Source organism: Acetobacter musti (genome assembly GCF_011516835.1).
GTDB lineage: Bacteria > Pseudomonadota > Alphaproteobacteria > Acetobacterales > Acetobacteraceae > Acetobacter > Acetobacter musti.
This window is the reverse complement of the sequence record NZ_WOTB01000017.1, coordinates 1-23,679: the sequence shown is the minus strand read 5'-3', so window position 1 is coordinate 23,679 and position 23,679 is coordinate 1. Positions and strand designations below refer to the sequence as shown.

Here is a 23,679-nt window from a genome sequence, read left to right as displayed (position 1 = left end):
CCTACTCCGGCTCAGCCGCCGTAAGTTCAGCCTCCTTGTGACCCGGATTGATTTTTGCCTCAACCTTCCGCAGACCGGCAAGAAGTCTGTCTCGTATGTCGGTGAGGCGTCGCTCATCCGTTACTTTCATCCCTGACAGATCCTTGACATAAAACACGTCAATTGCCCGCACGCCATAAGTCGTAATATGCGCGGAACCGATCTGCAGCCTGAGATCACTGAGCGCGCTTGCCACATCATGGAGAAGCCCGGAGCGGTCCCGCCCGTTGATCTCTACCACCGTATGGGAATTCGAAGCCCGATTGTCGATTACAACGCGAGGTGGAACATGAATTGCACGCGTGCGGGACAAAGTCTGGGCAGGATTGTTTTTTCTGATCTCTGCGGCGACATCCAGGCCGCCACGAAGTGCCTGCTCCGCCAGTGCGGAGAGTTTCGCCAGGCGATGCGGTTCGTCAAATGCTTCTCCGGATGCATCCTGAATCCAGAGCGTATCCAGCGCCATCCCGTTGGTCAGCGTATGAATCCGTGCATCCACGATAGACGCACCGGCCAGTGCCATTGCTCCGGCGATTTCAGCAAACAGACCAGGATGATCCTGTGTGTGAATGGTAACTTCGGTCACGCCGCGCGCCGGCAGAGGCTGCGTCTCGATCACAAACGGCGCCGAGCGCGACTCAGCCTCGCTGATCAGGCGCGCATGCCGGAGCTGCGTTTCCTGATCGAATGACAGCCAGTAACCCGCATAGCCAAGCTCCAGAAAGTGGTCGATTTCCTCCTTTGACGCGCCTTCCTCCGAGAGCAGTTCCGCCAGCATCGCTTTACTATGTGCAACACGCACATCACGCTCCGGTGTCGCCAGACCGCCTTCAAGAACCTCAGCCACACGCGTATAAAGTTCACGCAGCAGCGTCGCCTTCCACGCATTCCACACCCGGGGACTGACTGCCCGCATGTCTACAATGGTGAGCAGAAGCAGCAGCCTCAGCCGTTCCGGAGACTGCACTACGTCCGCTACATCCAGAATGGTCTTCGGATCATCAATGTCGCGCTGAAACGCTGTGTGACTGAGCAGCAGATGCTGGAGAACAAGCCAGGAAACAGTTTCCGTCTCCTCGCCGGACAGACCCAGCGTCGGGCATAGCTCCAGCGCAATTTCTGAACCGATTTCCGAATGATCACCGCCGCGTCCCTTCGCAATATCATGGAGCATGACCGCCATGTAAAGCGCACGTCGTGACTGCAGATCGCGGGCAAGCTCATAGGCAACCGGAATCTCGTCCGCCATCAATCCGTTTTCGACGCAGCGAAGAATGCGAATGGCCTCGATCGTGTGTTCGTCAACCGTGAAAATATGATAGGTATCGAACTGCATCTGCCCGACGATACGTGACCATTCCGGAATCAGCCCTCCCCAGAGGCCAGTCTCATTGAGAACACGGAGCCAGTGCACATGGTCGAGATGACGGTTCTGCTCTGTTTCCTGGATCGTGAGATCATCCCTGATCTCCCTTGCATGCGGTCGCCTGTGTCGTGCCGGACGATCATCGCATAGCAGGGATAGAAAAATTTCAGCCGCCCGCGGGTTTGATCGTAGAGCCGAAGAGCGCCGTTCCCAGCGGATAAGCTGCTGCCGGGCCAAGGGATGAAGCGCCACATGTCGGGATCGCGCCCATTCCAGAATCTCGAACATCTTCAGAGGCTGTGCTTCGAATGATACACCCCTGTCCGGTAAAATCTGCCCATCGATCAGTGTGAAGCCGGCATCGCGCATTGCGTCATCGGCTTTCATGACGTGTGCCGCCGGTCCCAGCGCCACACGCATGATCGTCGGTTCCAGCACATGGGTGAGGCGCATTACCTCACGAACGGTAAGAAAATAATGTCGCATGAAGCGTTCAACGCCGTTCTGGCGTCCATGCCGGGTATAACCCATGCGACCGCCGACTACCGGTTGCATATCGAATGTCAGCCTGTCTTCACCACGTCCGGCCACGTAATGAAGATGAAGACGCACTGTCCACAGAAAATCCCATGACCGGCGTGCACGTGCTGCCTCCTGCTCGGTCAGAAAGCCCAGACGGGTAAATTCAGGTGCCAGCAGATCCGAGACGTGCCTCGTGCCGAAAATATACCGGCACATCCAGTAGAGGGTCTGCATGTCCCGCAGACCGCCACGGCCTTCCTTAATATTTGGCTCAACAAGATATGGACTATCTCCGAACCGGCGATGACGTTCTGTTCGTTCTGCCCGCTTATCTGCGATAAACCGCGCTGACCCAGCTTCAACACAGGCCACGATAAACCGCGCCTCAAACATCGCGAACAGAGTGAAACTTCCGATGAGCATCCGCGCATCCAGCAGAGCCGTCCGGATGGTTGTATCCTGTTCAGCCTGCGATACGCATTCACTGATCGATCGTGTCGCATGCCCGACCTTAAGACCCATATCCCACAGAAAATAAAGGATATATTCGACAAGACTGAGAATTTCCGCCGAAGGATTCTCTGGTGTGAGAAACAGAAGATCAATGTCGCTGAATGGCGCGAGCATGCGCTTCCCATAACCACCTGTTGCCGCCACTACAACCTGATCAAGTGGTTCCTGCCCAATTCCAAGCGCCTCACCGGCGAACTGGGCGAGCGCTTTCACCATTTCGTCGGCAAAGGCCGCCAGTGCCTTCGCGGCCTGAACACCCTTGAGCTCCCGGTTTTCGAAGCGGGTTCGAATCTCCATCTGATATCGGCCAAGATGCCGCCGGAATATCGTCAGAGCTACATCGCGGGCGGGTGCCGCACCTGTCTCTCCCGCCGCTTCCCGTAATGCGACAGTCAGGCTCAGAGCCAGGCATTCCGGCGATAGCGGATCATCTCCGCCAGCAGGCGGGATGTCTGAAACAACAGGAAAGGCAGCAGTTTGAAGACTGGGCATTGCGTTCAGATCTGGCTCGGAAATTTGGATGACGGGAAGACTATGTTCGGGTCAAAAGGCCTTCGGCTTCAAGTGCCGCATTCTTCAGTTCATATAGCCTGGCAAGAGCCTCACGTGGAGACAAAGAATCCGGATCAGTCCTCAGGACACGCTCGAAAACATCGAACGTGACATTTGTGCTCACATCAACAGGTTCCCGCGTCTGTTCTGCCGCCGGTGGATGATCCTCAAAAAGAGGCAGCGGACGCTGTCCGGCTGAATGTTCCTGCTCAAGCTCCTTCAGCAGTCGTCCCGCCCGGTTCACTACAGGAAGCGGCACACCCGCAAGTTTTGCGACATGCACGCCCCAGCTACGCCGTGCAGAACCGGGTACAACTTCGTGAAGAAAAACGACCTGACCTTTCCAGTCTCGCACCGCCATCGTATGCGGCGACAAGCGTGGCAGCATGTCCGAAAGCTGTGCCAGTTCATGAAAATGCGTGGCGAAAATCGTGCGACAGCGTAATGTCGAATGCATTGCCTCCAGCACAGCCCAGGCAATGGAAAGTCCGTCCAGCGTGGACGTACCCCGGCCAATTTCGTCAACCACGACCAGCGAACGCGGACCCGCCTGATTCAGAATGCCTGCTGTCTCAGTCATTTCTACCATGAAGGTCGAGCGTCCCCGCGCCAGATCGTCCGACGCGCCAACACGGGAGAACAGACGGTCGACTATCCCGATATGAGCCGATTTTGCGGGAACAGGCAGACCCGCCTGTGCGAGAATCACTGCAAGCGCGTTCTGACGCAGAAAGGTGGATTTGCCCGCCATATTAGGGCCGGTCAACAGCATCACCCGATGACCCGGCGCCAGTGAACAGCTGTTCGCCGTAAAACGACCGCCCGTCCCAAGTGCCGCCTCGACAACCGGATGCCGGCAGGCGGTCAGTTCAAACGCCAGACTGTCATCAATCCGGCTCCGGCACCATGTCCCGCCAGTCGCCAGCATCGCTGCTGACTGCACCACATCCAGGAGGGCCAGCGCCTGAGCCAGTGGCGGAAGCTCTTTTTCTTGCAGTGCTTTCGTAACCAGGGTTCCGAAAATCTGTCGCTCACGCACGGCCGCGCAGTCGCTGGCCGCAGATATCCGGGCGTCGAGGTCAATAAGTTCATCCGTGGAAAATCGTGCCGCACTCGCCGTGCCCTGACGAAAACTGAGATCATCTCGCGTTCGCAGTTTCGCTCCGGTGGCGGATGGTACTTCCATCACGTAGCCAAGCTGGGCATGGTGTCGAATCTTCAGACTCGCCACACCGAAACGCTGAGCGTAGGTATTCTGCAGTGTCGCGATCATGCGGCGTGAATTGTCCCGTAACCCGCGCTGGGCATCCAGTTCACCGTCATATCCGGACGCAATAACGCCGCCGTCTTCCATTCGCGCCGGCAATTCATCCGCCAGCGCCCGGTCGAGTTCGCGCTCCAGTTCCGTCGCGCCAAGCAATGCCGATAGCGCCTGTTCAAGCAGCGACGGTCGCTTCCCGTGCTGCGCGGCCTCAATCACGGCTGCCACACGCTGAGCTGCGCTTATTGCATCCCGCAACGTCGCCAGATCACGTGGCTGCCCACGTCCAACCGAAAGCCGGGCCAGAGCACGGTCGACATCCGGCACGCCACGCAGAATCTGACGCAACGCGTCAAGGGTGGCCGTGTCGTGACGTAGCCAGTCCCAGCAGGCCTGCCGCGCCGTAATGCGTTCCGGATTTGTCAGCGGCGATGCAATCCAGGCAGACAAGAGCCGCGCTCCTGCCGCTGTCACAGTCTGGTTTACTGCGGAGAACAGCGTATGCTCGACCCCGCCATCCCGGGCGCGCAACAGATCAAGGCTGGCGCGCGTAGCCGGATCAAGTCCCAGAATACCCTGGTCGGCCTGAGGCTGAGGATGGCAGAGACGGGGCATCGTCCCCGCCTGCGACCGCCGGATATAGTCCACAGCCATCAGACCTGCTGCAGCCTCGGCATCCGTAAACGTACCGAATGCATCCAGACTAGCTACGCCAAATGTCTCCGCCAGCCGCGCCTGTGCGGCATGAGCAGCCGGTGGCGGTGCGCCCGGATGGCGTCGCAGTTCATATTCGCCGAGATCGATGTCGGGTGGCGCCAGAACCTCCGCCGGGTCAAGGCGTGCCAGTAAATGTCCCAGCTCGCCTGTCGCACAGGATGCCGTTTCGAACTGTCCGGTGGAAATGTCGATCCATGCAACGCCCCAGCTATCAGCGCCACCGCGTCCGCCACTTTTACGGGCAAGCGCTGTTAGCAGATTGGACCGTCCTGGTTCGAGTAACTCATCTTCTGTCAGCGTTCCAGGCGTAACAAGACGCACGACCGCGCGGGGTAGGGGGCCTTTCTGCGCTGGTCCCGTCTTCCCTTTGCATGTTTTTTGAGAAGGTGCGGTTGCGATCTGCTCCGCGACAGCCACACGAAATCCGCGCCGGATCAGTCGGGAGAGATAGGCTGCAGCCGCCGCTACAGGCACACCGCACATTGAGATTGGTTCACCCGCATGAGTCCCGCGAGCCGTCAGCGCGATATCAAGCGCCGAAGCCGCCGTAACCGCATCATCGAAAAACAGTTCGTAAAAATCACCCATTCGGAAAAACAGAAGAAATTCCGGATTTTCCGCTTTCAGAGTGAACCACTGCGCCATAGCCGGGGACGCACCGGCCGGAGAAAGCCTACCGGATAGCTTTACCGGATCGCCCTGCTCAGTCTCTGCTTTCAAAATTCATTCTCCGATCCGGGCAGATCATGAAGGAAAGGATTATAAACCCGATATTCGTGCCGGCGGTCTGGTCCGGTGTCCCGATCCGGGGTCGTTTCCGTTGCTTCATCCTCGCTTCTGAACATCCTTCAGCGCACCATAAACTGCCATACTTTCCCAGACGCGTTTTACGTAACGCCTTGTTTCAGAATACGGAATCTGTTCAATCCAGTCGATCAGTGCATCCTGATCCATATTTGTTGGCGCCGGATCACCTCCGGACTGCAGCCACTGGCTGACACGATGCGGTCCGGCATTATAGGCGGCCGCTGTATAGGGCACTACACCGCCAAACCTCCGGTACACCTGATCCAGATAAGCCGTACCAAGCTGAATATTCACGGCTGGTGTATGAAGCGCAGTGACGGTCACATTTTCTATTCTCGCTGTCCGGGCCATATCCCGCGCAGTTCCCAGCAGGAGCTGCATCAGACCAACAGCACCTGAGACGCTGACCGCGTCCGGATTGAAATTGCTTTCCTGGCGCATGAGTCCAAGCGGCAGACCTGAAGGCAGGTCGGATTTCGGCTCGGCGAAAGGCTCGGGCCATCCCAGATCCGGCATGGAATTCCCCTTCAGGCTGGCGCGCCTGGCGACAGTCACACCGACATCAGGGAGTCCCAGCCGCTGCGCCAGCTTGCCAAGCGCTCGCTGATCGGCCGGGTCGGTGTCCTGAATAACCAGCAGAGTGAGAAAATCCCGCGCATGAGTCCGGTCGTTCCACGATACGAGAATCTGAGCTGCCTGAGCCAGATTACTGCCATCCACATGAACTTCCGTTGCTGTCGTGTCGGCTCCGGTCTGTTGCGAAGAGCGCCACCATTGCTGTAACGCCTCCATAAGGGCTGCCGGTGGCTGCGTCGGTGCGAGCAGCGTCACCCCGGCATGAGACAGAGCTGCAGTTGCCATCTGGCCGTAAAATGTCTGCGGAAATTCAGCCGCACGCTGCCAGTCCGCAGTCGCTGAAGCTGTATTGCCTGTCTGCATGTGCGTCCGTCCGAGCCAGTACCAGCCACTGCTCCGCGTCAGAAGTGATGGACTGTCCACAAGTCTGCGGAACAGCGATTCCGCCTGATGCGGATCATGTAACTGCCGCAACGCTATCCAGCCCGCCAGGAAGGCTGCGTCCTGCATGTGTGTCGCGTTGCCCTGCTCCATGTCGCGAGCGATCGTGAACGCTTCCTGAGGACGTCCTCCGGCGAGCAGGGCACGGGCCAGCGCATCGCGTTCCGTCCAGAACGCGGCGCCTGCCGCAGGATCGTCACGTTCCGCCGTGAAACCCTGATTCTTCCACAGGGCCAGTGCGTCATCGACACGCTGAGCTTTCCGCATCCAGCGAGCATGATCGAGAACCAGTATGGGATCATGGGCGAAAGAAGCAGACAGTGCGTTAAGGAGCGTCTCCGCATCTGCATCATTTCTGCGGAATGCCAGCCGCGCTGCGGCAAGATGTGTCTGATCCGGAGAAAACGATCCAGTCGTCCGTGTCGCCGCTGTTAGCTGTCCTGTGCGTTCTTCCCTTTCAAACCGTATCCAGCTGTCTTCCGGTGTTATGTTTGATCCGGCGAGCGACTGAAGAATTGCCGCATCGTCCGCATTATCCGCTCCCTCCCGCCAGGCAGCCCGCACTGCAGCCTGCAGTTCTGTCGTCACTCCGGCCACCCTGGCACATCGGCTCAGAGCCCTCGCGTTGTTGGTCGGCTGGTGTTCTCTGCACAAGGTAGCGGCGATCGTGTCATCGGGTTCACTGGCCAGCGCCTGCTGATAGCGATTCTCAATAAGATGCCAGCGCGGCCAGACAGGGCGGGTCGCCAGAAAATCCGCGTAAGTTTTTGCCGAAATGGTGGCGTCCGTCTTCCCGATAATCTGAAGCCAGATCGTCAGCCGGCCGGCAACATCGTCTACAGGTCCGGAATTAACCGCCTGCTGCTCCGTCGGCCAGGCCGCTGCGCCGTAAGAAGAGGGAGGGGAAGCCGTCTGCGGGGCTGCTGCGCATGCAGAGAGACTGAGAACTGCCGCAGCCAGCAGATGAAAACGATGCCGGTTCATCCGACGTGATCCAAAACCTCATGGCCTCCACCCCAGATCAGTTCGAGAGCGACACCAAGAACAACCAGCAGGCCAATCCAGGCGATCCACCGAAACCGGTCGAGAAGCCGGGCTATGAGAGTCGCAGCGACCGCCATCAGCATTACCGAAATCGCAAGTCCTGAGATCAGAACCCATATATGCTTCCCCGCAGCCCCGGCGACAGCAAGCACATTATCCAGACTCATAGACAGATCAGCGATAATGATCTTTGTGATAGCGCTCCGGAGAGCGCCGGGTGCCTGCACGTCTTTCTCGTGATGAGCTTCGGGTCTCCGCAGCTCGCGATACATCTTCCAGCATACCCAGAGCAGAAGAAGGCCGCCGGCAAGGCGCAGGCCGATAATGGCCAGCATTTTCGTTGCGACCACTGCCAGAGCCAGTCTGATCACTGCAGCGGCGCCAACGCCGATGAAGACCGCCGTTCTGCGCTGGGCCGCCTCCAGTCGTCTTACGGCAAGACCAACGACGACAGCATTGTCCCCGGCCAGGGTGATATCGATCAGGATAACCTGCAGGAGAGCGGTCAGCGAGGAAAGCGAGAGCATAATCTCGGCTATACAACCTTGGGTGGATTGCGACCAGCGCCAGATAAGTTTGCGCCAGATACGAAGGGAACCTCTCTCGTAACTAGCAATCCGGTATGCGCAAATGTGTCGTCGGCGGTTTCGGCTTCTCTGATTGTGACGACCACCGGCTGATTGGAAGCAATCATATGTGTCGGGTCAGATCACGTCTCAACGTGGCAGCTCTCAAGGCTTCCGCGAGATCACCCGATGCCGCACAACTTCGCCCACGATGATCAGTGCCGGACTACGGAATTTCCCGGCTATCGTGAGCTCTGGCAATGACCGGAGGTCAGCTGCGATTACCCGCTGATCCGGTTGCGTACCCTTTTCCACTACGGCGGCTGGCCAGTCCGCCGGCAGGCCATGTTGTATCAGCCTCTCGCACAACATGCTGATCCCACCAAGTCCCATGTAAATCACAACCGTCTGCCCGCGCCGCGCGATTGTGTCCCACGGCAGGTCGAGCGTTCCGTCTGCACGCGCATGTCCGGTCAGGAACAGGCAGGACTGTGCGCAGTCCCGATGAGTCAGTGGAATCCCCGCCGAGGCCGCACAACCATTCGCTGCTGAAATACCCGGAACGACCTGGAACGGAATCCCGGCTTCCATCAGTGCCTCTATCTCTTCGCCACCCCGCCCGAAAATAAACGGATCGCCACCTTTCAGGCGGAGAACCCGCTGTCCTGCCCGCGCCCTGCGGATCAGTTCGTCATTGATCGCCGATTGCGGCAGAGCATGATCACTGCGCTGTTTGCCGACAAAAATGCGCTCGGCATCGCGCCTTACACGGTCGAGAATTTCCGGTGGCAGCAGGTGATCGTACAGCACGCTGTCCGCGTTTTGCATGAAGCGCAGCGCCTTTAACGTCAGCAGATCCGGATCGCCCGGACCCGCCCCGACCAGCCAGACCTCGCCCGCGTACAATTCACTCTGGCTCCCTGTTGCCAGTGCTTTCGCCTCCCGGCTGGCTTCCGCTTCCAGCATCGCTCGCGCGCTGTCCTCATCTCCCGAAAGTGCCTGCTCGCTACCGCTGCCGTCGAGAAAACGCTCCCACACCCGCCGCCGTGTTTCAGCGAAAGGATGAAGTGTTGCAACCGCCGGCCGCATTTTCTGCATGAACCGCGCCAGCCGTCCGATCTGCGCGGGCAGAAGAGTCTCGATCTGCTCCCGAAGCCGCCGGGCCAGAACAGGTGCTGCCCCGGATGATGAAATGGCGACCAGAACAGGCGGACGACGAACAATAGCCGGCGTAATAAAGGTAGATGGTTCCGGATCATCAACGGCGCAGACCGGAATATTCATTTCCCGGGCAACTTCAGCAACCAGTCGGTTCAGCGCCCGATCGTCCGTCGCTGCAAAGACCAGCCGGCAGCCCGGTATGTATTGTCTGAGGATGTCGTCTGATACCGCAACAGCAAAATGCTGTACACGGCCGGCCGCAGCCAGACGGGAAAGTTCGCCATTCAGAGATAGCGATAAGATTGTAACGTGCGCTTCAGTCATCATGAGCAGCGCGATCTTATTCGCCGCGATAGTACCGCCACCGATAACAAGCGCCTTCGATGTCGAATCCAGTCGAAGCGTTACAGGGAACCAGGGCAATCGCAGCTCTGTATCGGGGTCATCCTTATCCATCGGTGCCGCATTGTCCTCTGATGATAAAATTTTCTGATTTTCGTATCTCCGATTACCGCCTCTGGCCCAGCAGGCACATCAATGTGAACAGTCTGCGTGCCGTAGGCTTGTCCATCGCGATCTTGCCTGCGAGCCGTTCCATGAGCAGATCAGCAGCCTCATCGTGAACACCGCGCCTGCCCATGTCGATCGCCTGGACTTTGGTGCGGTTTCCCTCCTCCATTGCCAGCTCGAAACTTTCTATCATCAGCGCATAATCTTTGATCAGGCGGCTGAACGGCGAGAGAGAGATCATATGTGCATAAAGAGCTGTGTCCTCTTCATTATGGACATCGAAGACAAGTCCGGAATGACCACTGACTGAAAGATGGAGAATAAACGGGCCCGTCAGTCCATCAGGCCGGAAATGCGCCGTCTGACAGAGATCAAGTATTGCCTGCTCCCGATCTTTTCTGCGTTCAGGATGCGCATCCGTCGCGGGATCAAGAGCCGTGTCCAGTACAACACCGATCAGAGCGTCAGGACGCTCGGACGGCAGGGTCGGCTCGTTCCGGCGGTTTCTGCTATGATGAAGTGCGTCCATACCAACCTCCGGCGCTGTTCGGGTTTTTCACCCTGTTTCTGTTTTTTTGCCTGCCCGGGGCGTGCAAGAGTAATTTTGTAATTTGCCACAGACCGATTGCTAAATCTTCTGGAAACTGAAAGCGCTCCCGCTATGGTCTGCTTTTCCGGACCTGCAGAAAAACAGAAATAAATATGCTTCAGGTCGCGTGTTTTTCTTGTCAGCAATGTTTCTTGCTCTTATGAGGAAGCGCCAACGGTCGGGAGCCCGAGGCTCGTTTTTTCATTATGGCTGTCTGAGACGCAAATCTGCGTCATACTGTCGTCGCAGAGATTTCCTTGTCAGGAATCATCTGTCACGGGTCATTGATGAGACAAGGCAATGCCGGCACAGGGCAGTGTCCTGAAGGCGAATCGGGACACCCGCATCACGCAATCAGGGGTCCCCGCGCCATGGCTTCTAAAGGTTCACTTTACGATCGTATTACCGAGGCTCTCGCTTTCGATGACGTCCTCGTTGTCCCCGCGGCCTCCGATGTCCTTCCGGCCCACGCTGACACACGCACGCGTCTGACACGTACCATCGACCTCAATATCCCGCTTGTCTCCGCTGCCATGGATACCGTCACCGAAGACGCCATGGCCATCGCCATGGCCCAGCAGGGCGGTCTTGGCGTCATCCATAAAAACCTCGAACCCGCCGAGCAGGCCGAACAGGTCCGCCGCGTCAAACGCTTCGAATCCGGCATGGTGGTTAACCCCGTTACTGTCGGACCCGACCAGACTCTGGCCGAGGTCCGCGCCATTATGAGCCATCACGGCATCAGTGGCCTGCCAGTCATCGAGCCATCCTCTCAGAAACTCGTAGGCGTGCTTACCAACCGCGACGTCCGTTTCGCGAATGACCCTGACCAGCGCGTCAGCGAACTGATGACCCGCGAAAATCTCGTCACCGTCCGCAATGGCGCCGACGCTAATACTGCCCGCCAGCTTCTGCATAAGCACCGGATCGAAAAACTGCTCGTGGTGGACGACGCCCACCGCTGCATCGGTATCATTACCGTCAAGGACATGGACAAAGCGGTCACTCATCCGCTCGCTGTGAAAGATGGTCTTGGTCGTCTCCGCTGCGCCGCTGCGACCGGCGTCGGTGAAGATGGCTTCAAACGTGCCACACTCTTGATCGAAGCCGGGGTCGATGTTCTCGTGGTTGATACGGCCCATGGTCACTCCTCGGGCGTTCTCCGTGCCGTCGAGCGCATCAAAAGTACCAGCAGCGAAGTTCAGGTCGTCGCTGGCAACGTCGCGACACCGGAAGCCGCCCGCGCGCTCATCGAAGTCGGTGCCGACGGCGTGAAAATCGGCATCGGCCCGGGATCTATCTGCACGACCCGTGTCGTCGCAGGCGTCGGTGTGCCGCAGTTCTCCGCCGTTCTGGAAACAGCCGCGGCCTGCCATGAACTCGGCGTCCCGGCTATTGCGGATGGTGGTGTCCGCACCTCCGGAGATCTGGTCAAGGCTGTGGGTGCCGGCGCCGACGCTGTCATGGTCGGTTCCCTGCTCGCTGGGACCGATGAATCTCCCGGTGAAGTCTTTCTGTACGAAGGCCGCTCCTACAAATCCTATCGCGGCATGGGCAGTCTTGGCGCCATGGCGCGCGGCTCTGCCGACCGCTATTTCCAGGACGAAGTCAAAGACACCCGCAAAATGGTGCCGGAGGGTATCGAAGGTCAGGTGCCTTATAAAGGCGCCATGGGGCCGGTCGTTCATCAGCTTGTCGGTGGCCTGAAGGCAGGCATGGGTTATACCGGCTGCAACACAGTTGCCGAGCTTCAGACGAAAACCCGCTTCCGCCGCATCACCAACGCCGGCCTTCGCGAAAGTCACGTCCATGACGTGTCCATCACTCGTGAAGCACCGAACTACCGGCGCGACTGACCACAAACCCCGGACGATCCGTCATGGCACTGTCCGGCAACCGCTCATCTCTCCCGGATATCAGGACGCAGTATGACTCCCTCCGCCCGGCTCGCTGCCGCCATTGACCTGCTGGCAGAGATGGACGCCGCGCCTCGTCGTCCCGCCGATGCCGTCGCCAATAGTTTTTTTCGCGAGCGTCGCTTCATCGGCGGCGGCGACCGTCGCGCCATTTCTGCCCTGGTCTGGGATGCGCTGCGCCACTGGCGCCGGACCGCATGGGTCATCGAACGAACGGGTGGCGAAGCCACGCCACGCCTGCGCATTGCCGCAAGACGAATTCAGACTGGCTCTACCCTGGGAGCCCTCTCGCAGGCCTTCGTCGAAGGCCGTTTCGCGCCCGGGGCGTTCACCCAGAACGAACGCTATACGCTCGACTGTATCGCGAAAGCTGACTTGTCAGAGCAATTGCCTGACGCCGTTCGGCTCGAGATCCCAGATTGGCTGTTCCCCCATCTCCAGGCGCGATTTGGTGCCGATCTGGAAAAAGAACTGGAAGCCCTCGGCCAGGAGGCCACGCTCGACCTCCGTGTGAATACTCTGCGAGGCGATCGTGCGACTGCCTGCAAAAAACTGATGCGCGACGGACTGAACGCTCAGCTCACCACGCTTTCACCCTGGGGCCTTCGCCTTTCGGGGCGCGTGCCCGTTACTTCCAGCACCGCTTTCAAAGACGGTCTCGTCGAAATCCAGGACGAAGGTAGCCAGCTCGTCGTCGCCATGCTTGGTGCCACGCCCGAAATGCGCGTCCTCGACTACTGCGCCGGGGCAGGGGGCAAGACACTCGCCATTGCCATGACTATGCAGAATCGCGGCCATATCATCGCGTGCGATGTCTCCGTGCCGCGTCTGGATGGCGCCGTCCGCCGTCTCCGTCGCGCTGGCGCCCACAATGTCGAACGCCACCTGCTGATTTCCGGCGACAAATGGGCCAAGCGCCGTGCGAAATCCTTTGACCGCGTTCTCGTAGATGCCCCCTGCACCGGAACCGGCACCTGGCGCCGTAACCCCGATGCACGCGTCCGCCTCGAAGAACAGGATCTGAAAGAACTCATCGTCAAACAGGCCGAAATCCTTGACCGCGCTGCTGCCCTGGTCCGCCCGGGCGGCCGGATGGTGTATGCCACCTGCTCGATCCTCGATGCCGAGAACCGTAACCAGATTGACGCCTTCCTGGCCCGCAACAGCGAGTTTTTGCCGGTAAACCCCGATTCAGATGACGTGCCCAAACGGTTCCGTAATTCCCCGATGCTCTCGCTCACCCCGGCCCGGGATGAGACCGATGGATTCTTCGCTGCCGTTCTTGAACGAAAAGCCGCGCTCGTCATGGAACCTGCCGTCAGGCAGCCTGAAGCAGACGATCCGCCAGCACTCTGATTGCAGGAAGAGCGGCCTCCTGCAGAGTCGTACCGACTCCCACATTACCGCCGGACAGCCGGATAAACCCTTCTGTCATTCCATTCTGCAGCATTCCCTCGGAATGAACGATGATTCCGTCCGTATCCTCCAGACCGCCGCTGCCGCCGGTCTCCGTCCGCGGACGTAGTTCTGAGCCCCAGGCCTTGCGCCAGTAATCCCGGACCTTTTCGGGGTAAAACCGCCCGTCTGCTGTATAACCACAGAGCGGCTTGCCTTGTGCCATCATATACCCGATCTCCACTGCCGTGCCGGGGTCCATATCCGCTGCCCGTCGAAACGGATCAAGACAGAACAGCCCCGCGTCGCACCCGTCCATCAGATCCCTGTCCGCCGAAATGATGGCCAGCGTCGTCTCATAACCCGGCGCCAGTCCCGCTAGATCCATCTGCCCGTCAAGCGGCGCCACTCCTTCAAGACCGGCTTCGGCACAGAGACGTTTAAGATCCGCAAAGATCATCTCTGCATCCGGCCGGAATACGAGGTCCCCGGCAAGATAGACTCGCGGACGACCCGCGCGAGACTGTTCCCGAAAATGAACATCACCAGAAATATCTGTTTCGTTAATGTTCTGGATGGAAAGCGGACGTTGATTTTCAGCACTGGGCATACAGGGATACTCATCATGATCAGGTTGAACACCACTGCGCGACATGAGGAGGATTTGACCGCGGGCGGTGTGAAGGCCATCATAATGTCATGATCCTGCTGATCGACAATTATGACAGCTTCACCTTCAATCTCGTTCACTATTTCGGTGAACTCGGGGCTGAATGTGATGTACGCCGCAACGATGCCCTGACTGTTGAGGAGGCCGTTGTTCTCCGGCCGGAAGCCATCGTCATCTCCCCAGGCCCCTGCACCCCTGCCGAGGCTGGTATCTGCTGCGATCTCATTCGGGCTGCCGGACCGCATATCCCGATCCTGGGTGTCTGCCTCGGTCATCAGGCTATCGGTCAGGTCTATGGTGGCCACGTCGTCCGCGCCCCGAAGCCCGTTCACGGCAAACTGAGTCCCGTGTTTCATGAAGATACCAGCGTGTTTGCCGGTCTGCCGAATCCTTTCATGGCCACCCGCTACCACAGTCTCGTCATCGACCCCGAAACCTGCCCGGATGTGCTGGAGCGCACTGCCTGGACAGAAGACGGTATCATTATGGGTCTGAAGCACAGGCATCTCCCACTTCACGGCGTGCAGTTTCATCCGGAAAGCATCGCCTCGGAATATGGGCACGATTTGCTGCGTAATTTCCTGTCCATCGTCCGTCAGTGGCATAATGTTTCACGGGCGGCCTGAAACGATGATGAGTCTTTCACAGGTCAGCGCATAATGTCCGGAACCTCAGCCCCGACGTCCGTGCGGATGCCAGTCATGGCGCCAGATGAGTGCTTCCGCGCGTTTCTCGTCGCTGCCTCAACCGGGAAAATTTTTTCTGAAGAAGAGGCGGAAACCATCTTCGGCCTCATCATGGACGGTGCCGCGACCGAATCTCAGATTGCCGCCTTTCTTATGGCCATGCGCGTACGCGGCGAGCAGCCCTCCGAACTGCTCGGTGCAGTCCGCGCTCTGCGGGTGAGAATGACAGTGGTCGACCATGTGCCCTCCGACACCATCGACGTCTGCGGAACTGGTGGCGACGGCCACGGTACTCTTAACGTCTCCACCGCCGTCTCCTTCGTGATGGCCGCTCTCGGCGTTCCCGTCGCCAAACACGGCAATCGTGCCCTGTCTTCCCGCGCCGGAGCTTCCGACGTGCTTGAAGCTCTTGGCGTGTCGCTGGATACCGATCCCGCCGTTCTCGGTGCCGACCTGCATACGCGTCGTCTCGCATTCCTCTCCGCGCCGAACCACCATCCGGCCATGCGTCATGCCGCCGGTGCTCGGAAGGCGCTGGGTGTCCGGACCCTTCTCAACTTTGTTGGCCCGCTCGCCAATCCCGCACAGGTGAAACGTCAGCTTATTGGTGTATCTGCCAAGCAATGGATGAAACCGATTGTCGATACCCTTGAAAAACTCGGGTCGGAGCGCATCTGGTGCGTCTGCGGCGAGATTCCCGGTGATCATCCTGATGGTATCGGCGCTTATATCGATGAAGTGACACTTGCCGGCCCCACGCGCGTTGAAGCGCTCGAGAACGGTAAGCGCCTCAGTTTCAGCCTCACTCCGGATATGGCGGGCTTTCAGACGGCTCCTGTTTCCGCTATTGCCGGTGGAGGTCCGGTTGAGAACGCCGTTGCACTCGAAGCTCTGCTGCACGGCAGTAAAGGTCCTTACCGTGATACCGTCCTGCTGAACGCCGCCTGTGCCTTGCATGTGGCAGGACAAGGGGTTCTGCTGAAAGACCAACAACCGGACCCTGCCGCACTGGTCCGGCTCGTTTCTTTAGCGGCCCATGTACTCGATAATGGCGCCGCTCTTGCTGTCCTGAATGCGAGCCGCGCTCGTCATGCAGCAGGTAAGGCGGCACTTGAAGGCCGGGCGTCGTAATGCAGTCGTCCGGAACCGGGTCCGGCCCGTTTCCTGAAACTGTGTTCCATATACATGGCCACGAGACATTTTTTTGCTTCAGACTGCGCACCAGACGTCGCGCATTGTTATTCACGTCCAGTTGCGAGATAGAAACATGATGAACGAGACCCCAGATTCAGCTTCGGCGAAGTCCCTTGAGGAAATTGCCGATACCGCTCCGGCCGTTCTCGATCGCATCGTGGCACGCACACGGATTGAAATCGCCCATCGTTCCACCCTGACGAGTTTGAAAGACATTTCCGCAAAAGCGCGTGAGGTCGATTTCCACCCGCGCGGTTTTGGGCGGGCTCTCAAAGAAAAAACTGCCGATCTTACCCCCGGTCTGATTGCCGAGATCAAAAAAGCCTCGCCCTCGGCCGGTCTGCTACGCGACCCGTACGATCCCGTCGCCATCGCGAAATCCTATGCGGGTGCGGGGGCCGCCTGCCTCTCGGTACTGACAGAAAACTCATGTTTCCACGGTTCCAATGAAGACCTCGTGGCCGTTCGTGCCGCCTGCCAGCTCCCGGTGCTACGGAAGGATTTCGTGATTGATCCCTGGCAGATCTACGAAAGCCGCCTCATTGGCGCCGACTGCATCCTGCTCATCATGGCCATTCTGACCGATGAGGAAGCTGCCGAACTCGTCGATCACGCTAAAGGGCTCGATATGGATGTCCTCGTCGAAGTCCACTCGGAAGACGAACTCAACCGCGCGCTCGTCCTCGATACTTCGCTCGTTGGTATCAACAATCGTAACCTCAAAACCCTGACGACTGATCTGCAGACCACTATCGATCTTGCGCCTCTGGTCCCGCCGGACAAAATCATTGTCTCGGAAAGTGGCATCAAAACTCATGATGATATCAAGCGCCTGAGCGCCGTCGGTGCGAGTGGCTTCCTTGTCGGTGAAGCCCTCCTGCGCAACGCGGATCCAGGAGAAGGGCTCCGCGCGCTACTGGGTAACGGCTGAGGTCGGCCGGGGCATGACTGAACACATACCTGTATCAGACAGCGAAGAAGATATTTCCACCAGAAAAATTCCGGGCGAGACAAGAAGCAGACTGACGCATCTTGATGCCGCCGGAAACGCGGTCATGGTCGATGTCTCTGCAAAACCGGATACAGAGCGCGTTGCCACGGCCCGCGGGCGTATCGACATGCGTCCTGACGTTCTTGACATGATTGTGAATGGCGACACGCCGAAAGGCGATGTGCTGGCTGTCGCCCGCGTAGCCGGCCTGATGGCCGGTAAGAAAACGTCCGATCTCATCCCGCTGTGTCACCCAATTTTTCTCTCTTCGCTCAGGGTTTCTCTCAGACCGGAGGGGAGCGGAATCGAAATTGAGGCCATTGCGAAAACCACCGGCCCGACAGGCGTTGAGATGGAAGCGCTGACAGCGGTGAGTGTCTGCGCACTAACTGTTTACGACATGTGCAAGGCTTTGGATCGAACAATGCGTATCGGAGATATACGTGTTGTGCAAAAATCCGGAGGTCGATCCGGATCTTTCGTGGCGCCCGGCGAGTCGGGCTGATTTCTGACGGAGACCAGACAGAACACGCCCGGTAAAGGTGTGTCTGACGATCTCTCATGTGGTGATTAAATGGAGCGCGGTTTATGAACGACGGTGCCAGTGTGGCCAGTGCGACCGGTAATGGTCGGAACGATCCGGCCCTTTCAACAGACCAGCTGCAGCAGGCTTTCTATGAAATGCTGCTGATCAGGCGCTTCGAAGAGAAAGCCGGCCAGCTTTACGGTATGGGTCTCATCGGCGGCTTCTGTCACCTTTACATCGGCCAGGAAGCCGTCGTTGTCGGTGTCCAGCTCGCTCTGAAAGACGGCGACAAGATCATCACTTCCTATCGCGATCATGGCCAGATGCTCGCCGCCGGCATGGACCCAAAAGGAGTCATGGCCGAACTGACCGGCCGCGCCACCGGCTACTCGCATGGCAAGGGTGGCTCGATGCACATGTTCTCGCGGGAAAAGAATTTCTACGGCGGGCATGGCATCGTTGGCGCACAGGTCGCCCTGGGCATCGGACTTGCCTTCGCCAACAAATATCGTGGCACGGATGAAGTCTCTGTCGCCTATTTCGGTGAAGGTGCCTCTAATCAGGGACAGGTTTACGAAAGCTTCAATCTCGCCGCGCTCCATAAACTGCCCTGTATCTTCGTTATTGAAAACAACCGCTACGGCATGGGCACCAGCGTCGAACGTGCCTCGGCGTCGAAGGAACTGTGGCGCAACGGTGAGCCGTGGGGCATCCCGGGTAAACAGGTCGATGGCATGGATGTTAATGCCGTCAACGCCGCCACTCAGGAAGCCGTTGCTCATTGTCGCGCCGGCAAAGGTCCGTATCTGCTGGAGATGTCTACCTACCGTTATCGCGGCCACTCCATGTCCGATCCGGCGAAATACCGTGCCCGCAGTGAAGTCGACGAAATCCGTCAGAAGCATGATCCGATCGATCATGTCCGTAATGAATTGCTGGCGGCCGGGGTTGAAGAAGAAAAACTGAAGAAGATAGAAACGGATGTGAAGGCCATCGTTGCTGAGGCGACAGAGTTCGCCGAAACGAGTCCTGAACCCGATCCGTCCGAACTGTACACAGACGTGCTCGTAGAGGCTAAATAACGATGGCTGTCCAGATTCTTATGCCGGCCCTTTCGCCCACCATGACGGAAGGCAAACTCGCCCGCTGGCTGAAAAAAGAAGGCGATACCATCAGCGCCGGGCAGGTCATCGCGGAAATCGAAACCGATAAGGCCACAATGGAGGTCGAGGCCGTTGATGAAGGTATTCTCGGCAAAATCTTTGTTCCCGAAGGTACCGAAGGCGTTGCTGTCAACACCCCGATCGCTGTCCTGATCGAAGAAGGCGAGACTGTCCCCGATCAGGCGACGACCAGTGCTGCCCCGAAAACCACGCCGACCACGGAATCCACCGGCAGCACGTCCGCAAATGCTCCCGCCGCTCCGGTGAAATCTGCACCTGAACCCGAAAAAGACTGGGGTGAGACAAAGGAAATCACCGTCCGTGAAGCCCTGCGCGACGCAATGGCACTCGAAATGCGGCATGATCCTGATGTTTTCCTGCTTGGAGAGGAGGTCGCTCAGTATCAGGGGGCCTATAAAGTCTCGCAGGGCCTGCTGGATGAATTCGGCGAGAATCGCGTGCTCGACATGCCGATCACCGAACATGGCTTCACCGGTATGGCCGTTGGTGCGGCTCTGACCGGTCTGAAACCCATCGTTGAATTCATGACCATGAATTTTTCGATGCAGGCTATCGACCACATCATCAATTCCGCCGCCAAGACTCTCTATATGTCCGGTGGTCAGATGGGCTGTCCCATCGTCTTCCGTGGCCCCAATGGCGCCGCTGCCCGTGTTGGCGCCCAGCATTCGCAGTGCTACGGGAGCTGGTACGCCCATGTTCCTGGTCTGAAGGTTGTTGCGCCCTGGTCGGCTGCTGACGCTAAGGGATTGCTCCGAGCCGCCATCCGCGACCCCAATCCGGTCGTCTTCCTTGAGAACGAAATTCTCTACGGACAAAAATTCCCTTGTCCTGTTGATGAAGATTTCATTCTTCCGATCGGAAAAGCGAAGGTCGAACGCGCCGGTAAGGATGTCACTCTGGTCGGTTTCTCGATCAGTGTTGGCACAGCGCTCGTCGCAGCCGATCTTCTGGCTGAACAGGGTATTGACGCCGAAGTCATTAATCTCCGGTCTCTGCGTCCGTTCGATACGGAAACGATCGTTGAAAGCGTGAAAAAGACCAGCCGTCTGGTCACGGTTGAGGAAGGCTGGCCTTTCGCCGGCATCGGCGCGGAAATTGTCATGCAGGTCATCGAACACGCCTTCGACTGGCTGGATGCCCCGCCTGTCCGTGTTGCCGGCGTGGACGTACCGATGCCGTTCGCCGCCAACCTTGAAAAACTTGCCTTGCCACAGCCCGACTGGGTCGTGGACGCTGTCCGCAAGCTGGTCTGAGGAGAACGTCATGGCTTTTGATATCCTGATGCCGGCGCTCTCGCCGACTATGACGGAAGGCAAACTGCTCCGCTGGCTGAAGAAAGAAGGCGATACCATCAGCGCTGGTCAGGTCATTGCAGAAATCGAGACCGATAAGGCCACGATGGAAGTCGAGGCCGTCGATGAAGGCATCCTCGGTAAAATCTTTGTTCCTGAGGGTACCGAGGGTGTTGCCGTCAATACCCCAATCGCTGTTCTGATCGAAGAGGGTGAAGCCGTTCCCGATCAGGCCGCGACCCCTAAAGCAACTACTCCTCAGAAACCGGCGGAAGCAGCGCCCGCTGCTCCGAAAGCTGCCGCCGCGCCGTCTTCTCAGAAGGCAGCTCCGGTACCCGCAGCACAGTCCGCCGGAACACCAACAGGTCGGATCATCGCTTCTCCGCTTGCAAAGCGTATCGCGAAAGAAGCCAGTATTGATCTTACTGACCTGAAAGGTTCCGGCCCGAATGGCCGCATTGTCAAACGTGATGTCGAGGCCGCAAAAACCAGAGGCCCTGCGAAACCGGTCACTGCGACAGCCACCACCACCGTTCCGGCCGAAGCCGAAATCGTCCCGATGTCCTCGATGCGGAAAGTCATCGCTCGCCGTCTGACGGAAGCGAAGACCACCATTCCGCACTTCTATGTCTCCGTCGACGTGCAGCTCGATGCTTTGCTCAGCCTTCGCCACCAGCTTAATACGGCCTCGCCGGCCGAAGGTGACGACGCGTTTAAGCTGTCCGTCAACGATATGCTCATCAAAGCCGCTGCCATCACTCTGCGGCGCGTCCCCGGCCTGAACGTATCTTACGCACCGGATGCCGTCGTTCATTATCCGTCCGTCGACATTTCCATTGCCGTGTCAATTCCGGACGGCCTGATCACTCCAATCATCCGCAACGTCGATAAGAAAAGCCTCCGCGAAATCAGCAACGAGATGAAAGACCTCGTCGCCCGTGCCCGCGTCGGCAAGCTGAAACCAGAAGAATTCCAGGGCGGATCGTTCTCGATCTCCAATCTGGGCATGTACGGAATCAGCGCCTTCTCGGCGATCATCAATCCGCCACAGGCTGGCATTCTCGCTGTCGCGGCTGGAGAAAAGCGTCCGGTCGTCAAGGGTGACAGCCTCGCCATAGGTACCGTGATGACCGCGACTATCTCTGTAGATCACCGCGTCATTGACGGTGCTTTGGCTGCCCAGTGGATGTCGGTCTTCCGTTCTGTCGTCGAAAGCCCCATCAGTCTGGTGGTCTGAGACATAATCGCCGTCAGGCCAGAGATGACTTCAGGAGCATACATATGAGCACAACCGACTTCGATCTGGTTGTCATCGGCGGCGGCCCCGGCGGTTACGTCGCCGCCCTGCGCGCAGCCCAGCTCAAACTTTCCGTTGCTGTTGTCGAAGGTAATCACCTCGGTGGTATCTGCCTGAACTGGGGCTGCATCCCCACAAAGGCACTTCTTCGGGCCTCTGAGATCAATCATCTCCTCCATGACCTCGAACAGTTCGGTTTCGCTGTAGACAACCCACGCTTCGATTTCGAAAAAGTCGTTGCCCGATCACGTGCTGTCTCTGGGCAACTGTCTGGTGGCGTTGCTCACCTGCTGAAAAAAGCCAGAGTTCCGGTTTTCAATGGATTTGGAAAACTCAGCGGCAATGATGGTAAAAAGCGAAAGATTGCTGTCACTCTGAACGATGGCGGCACCACTGAACTGAAAGCGGCGCATGTTATCCTGGCGACCGGTGCACGCGCCCGTGTGCTGCCGGGTCTGGAACCGGACGGTAAATTCGTCTGGTCCTATCGCGAAGCACTTGTCCCCGATATTCTGCCCCGTCGTCTGCTCGTAATCGGCTCCGGCGCCATCGGAACCGAATTTGCTTCTTTCTACCGAAACATGGGATCTGAAGTCACACTTATCGAAGTGGCCGACCGCATTCTGCCGGTCGAGGATGAAGAAATCAGCAAGCTGGCACATACCGCTTTTGAGAAACAGGGGATGAAGATCCTTACCAGCGCAAAGCTCGGTCCGCTTTCAAAAGGCAAAGAAGACGTGACTGTCGAGGTCACAACCGCCAGAGGGACAGAAAAGCTGACTTTCGATCGTGTCATTTCTGCCGTCGGCATCGTCGGCAATGTCGAAAAACTCGGTCTGGATAATACAAAGATCAAGGTGGACCGTACTCATATCAAAACTGACCATCTGTGCAAAACCGGCGAACCCGGCGTCTACGCAATAGGCGATGTCGCCGGTGCTCCCTGGCTCGCCCACAAAGCCAGCCACGAGGCTGTCATGTGCGTGGAAGCCATTGCCGGCCTTCCTGTTCACCCGATCGACATCACAAAAATTCCTGGCTGCACCTACTGCCGTCCACAGGTCGCTTCGGTCGGCTATACTGAAGCGAAAGCAAAAGCAGCAGGGTACCAGGTTCGGGTCGGACGCTTTCCTTTCATTGGCAATGGCAAGGCCATCGCTATGGGTGAACCCGAAGGTCTGGTGAAAACTGTCTTCGATGCCAGAACAGGTGAACTCCTCGGGGCCCATATGATCGGCGCTGAAGTCACGGAAATGATCCAAGGCTACGTTATCGCCAGAACGGGTGAGCTTACCGAAGCTGAACTGAAAGAGACGATCTTTCCGCATCCAACAATTTCGGAGTCCATGCACGAAGCGGTCCTCGCCGCCTATGATGGCGCTCTGCACTTCTGAGGATGGCAGGACAGATTTTCACAACAGTCATGCAGTATTCACGCAACCGGCCTCATTACTTAAAAAGAGGTATTCTACTCGTAAAACCGATTGTGACATGTTGTTCCTCGTCTTGGCGGAATCGTCACTGTTCATCTTGGACGATGCGATACCCGATGGTTTCGGCCTCCGATCCATCGGGAAAGTTCCCAGTAATCTGCCCGTATCCTCATTTTGTTTAACGAATTAGCATCAATTTCTTAACGGACCTGGGACAGGTCCCGAAAGGCGATTTCCATGCCCGGAAAGTAGTCAACTAAGAAGGCAAATATATCTTTGCCTGAACCCATCGGAGTACAGTGCCGCCAACTCTGTCAGACTACGGCGTGTGGGGATTCACATGAGGCTTGGGTTATGATTCAAGCTTCTGATGGAACGCTTTGTGCTGACGGACGCCCAATGGGCGCTGATTGAACCCCAATGCCTTG

Annotated in this window: 17 protein-coding genes; 10 read left to right on the top strand and 7 right to left on the bottom strand. The window is 58.0% G+C overall.

Annotated elements, in window-relative coordinates; translation table 11 throughout:
* Window position 1: 1 nt before the first annotated feature.
* The 6 genes from GOB93_RS12880 to GOB93_RS12855 form a co-directional block, all read right to left on the bottom strand.
* On the bottom strand, window positions 2-2,932 hold the full coding sequence (locus tag GOB93_RS12880) for a [protein-PII] uridylyltransferase (protein ID WP_173583914.1): 2,931 nt from the start codon (window positions 2,930-2,932) through the stop codon (window positions 2-4).
* A gap of 40 nt (window positions 2,933-2,972) precedes the next feature.
* Entirely contained in the window at window positions 2,973-5,615 is a 2,643-nt protein-coding gene (gene mutS / locus GOB93_RS12875; protein ID WP_173583965.1) for a DNA mismatch repair protein MutS, read from the bottom strand.
* A 180-nt stretch (window positions 5,616-5,795) separates the two neighbouring features.
* Window positions 5,796-7,778 (bottom strand): lytic transglycosylase domain-containing protein, encoded by a 1,983-nt coding sequence (locus GOB93_RS12870; protein ID WP_173583913.1) that lies wholly within the window; start codon window positions 7,776-7,778, stop codon window positions 5,796-5,798.
* A complete protein-coding gene (locus tag GOB93_RS12865) occupies window positions 7,775-8,365 on the bottom strand; it encodes a YjbE family putative metal transport protein (protein ID WP_173583912.1) in 591 nt (196 codons plus the stop codon). Before GOB93_RS12865 ends, GOB93_RS12870 begins: the two co-directional genes overlap by 4 nt.
* Before the next feature lie 204 nt (window positions 8,366-8,569).
* Window positions 8,570-10,021, bottom strand: a complete 1,452-nt coding sequence (gene cysG / locus GOB93_RS12860) for a siroheme synthase CysG (RefSeq protein WP_173583911.1) — start codon at window positions 10,019-10,021, stop codon at window positions 8,570-8,572.
* Window positions 10,022-10,073: 52 nt separating this feature from the next.
* Window positions 10,074-10,604 (bottom strand): UPF0262 family protein, encoded by a 531-nt coding sequence (locus GOB93_RS12855; protein ID WP_173583910.1) that lies wholly within the window; start codon window positions 10,602-10,604, stop codon window positions 10,074-10,076.
* Between the two features lie 431 nt (window positions 10,605-11,035).
* Between GOB93_RS12855 and guaB the strand changes: the two genes are divergently transcribed.
* Window positions 11,036-12,520 (top strand): IMP dehydrogenase, encoded by a 1,485-nt coding sequence (gene guaB / locus GOB93_RS12850; RefSeq protein ID WP_173583909.1) that lies wholly within the window; start codon window positions 11,036-11,038, stop codon window positions 12,518-12,520.
* Between the two features lie 72 nt (window positions 12,521-12,592).
* Window positions 12,593-13,936 carry an RsmB/NOP family class I SAM-dependent RNA methyltransferase gene (locus tag GOB93_RS12845; RefSeq protein ID WP_173583908.1) on the top strand — a complete coding sequence of 448 codons (1,344 nt, stop codon included), beginning with the start codon at window positions 12,593-12,595 and terminating at the stop codon, window positions 13,934-13,936.
* Here GOB93_RS12845 and GOB93_RS12840 read toward each other — a convergent pair.
* The gene (locus tag GOB93_RS12840) at window positions 13,899-14,528 is read right to left on the bottom strand and encodes a nucleoside 2-deoxyribosyltransferase (protein ID WP_338422375.1); all 630 of its coding nucleotides are present in this window, start codon (window positions 14,526-14,528) and stop codon (window positions 13,899-13,901) included. The genes GOB93_RS12845 and GOB93_RS12840 overlap by 38 nt on opposite strands.
* A 146-nt stretch (window positions 14,529-14,674) precedes the next feature.
* Here GOB93_RS12840 and GOB93_RS12835 point away from each other — a divergent pair, with 146 nt between their 5' ends.
* The 8 genes from GOB93_RS12835 to lpdA all read left to right on the top strand — a co-directional run bounded on the left by GOB93_RS12835 (window position 14,675) and on the right by lpdA (window position 23,212).
* Window positions 14,675-15,271 (top strand): anthranilate synthase component II, encoded by a 597-nt coding sequence (locus GOB93_RS12835; protein ID WP_173583906.1) that lies wholly within the window; start codon window positions 14,675-14,677, stop codon window positions 15,269-15,271.
* Between the two features lie 75 nt (window positions 15,272-15,346).
* Window positions 15,347-16,462: an anthranilate phosphoribosyltransferase gene (gene trpD, locus GOB93_RS12830; RefSeq protein ID WP_242010761.1), complete on the top strand. Its 1,116-nt coding sequence runs from the start codon at window positions 15,347-15,349 to the stop codon at window positions 16,460-16,462.
* 139 nt (window positions 16,463-16,601) lie between these two features.
* A complete protein-coding gene (trpC, locus tag GOB93_RS12825) occupies window positions 16,602-17,456 on the top strand; it encodes an indole-3-glycerol phosphate synthase TrpC (protein ID WP_173583964.1) in 855 nt (284 codons plus the stop codon).
* Between the two features lie 13 nt (window positions 17,457-17,469).
* Window positions 17,470-18,021, top strand: coding sequence for a cyclic pyranopterin monophosphate synthase MoaC (gene moaC, locus GOB93_RS12820; RefSeq protein ID WP_173583904.1), 552 nt, complete (start codon window positions 17,470-17,472; stop codon window positions 18,019-18,021).
* A gap of 83 nt (window positions 18,022-18,104) precedes the next feature.
* The gene (pdhA, locus tag GOB93_RS12815; RefSeq protein ID WP_173583903.1) at window positions 18,105-19,124 is read left to right on the top strand and encodes a pyruvate dehydrogenase (acetyl-transferring) E1 component subunit alpha; all 1,020 of its coding nucleotides are present in this window, start codon (window positions 18,105-18,107) and stop codon (window positions 19,122-19,124) included.
* Window positions 19,125-19,126: 2 nt separating this feature from the next.
* Window positions 19,127-20,482: a pyruvate dehydrogenase complex E1 component subunit beta gene (locus tag GOB93_RS12810; RefSeq protein WP_173583902.1), complete on the top strand. Its 1,356-nt coding sequence runs from the start codon at window positions 19,127-19,129 to the stop codon at window positions 20,480-20,482.
* Window positions 20,483-20,492: 10 nt separating this feature from the next.
* The gene (locus GOB93_RS12805) at window positions 20,493-21,758 is read left to right on the top strand and encodes a pyruvate dehydrogenase complex dihydrolipoamide acetyltransferase (protein WP_173583901.1); all 1,266 of its coding nucleotides are present in this window, start codon (window positions 20,493-20,495) and stop codon (window positions 21,756-21,758) included.
* A 44-nt stretch (window positions 21,759-21,802) separates the two neighbouring features.
* On the top strand, window positions 21,803-23,212 hold the full coding sequence (gene lpdA / locus GOB93_RS12800) for a dihydrolipoyl dehydrogenase (protein ID WP_173583900.1): 1,410 nt from the start codon (window positions 21,803-21,805) through the stop codon (window positions 23,210-23,212).
* The last annotated feature ends 467 nt before the right edge of the window (window positions 23,213-23,679 follow it).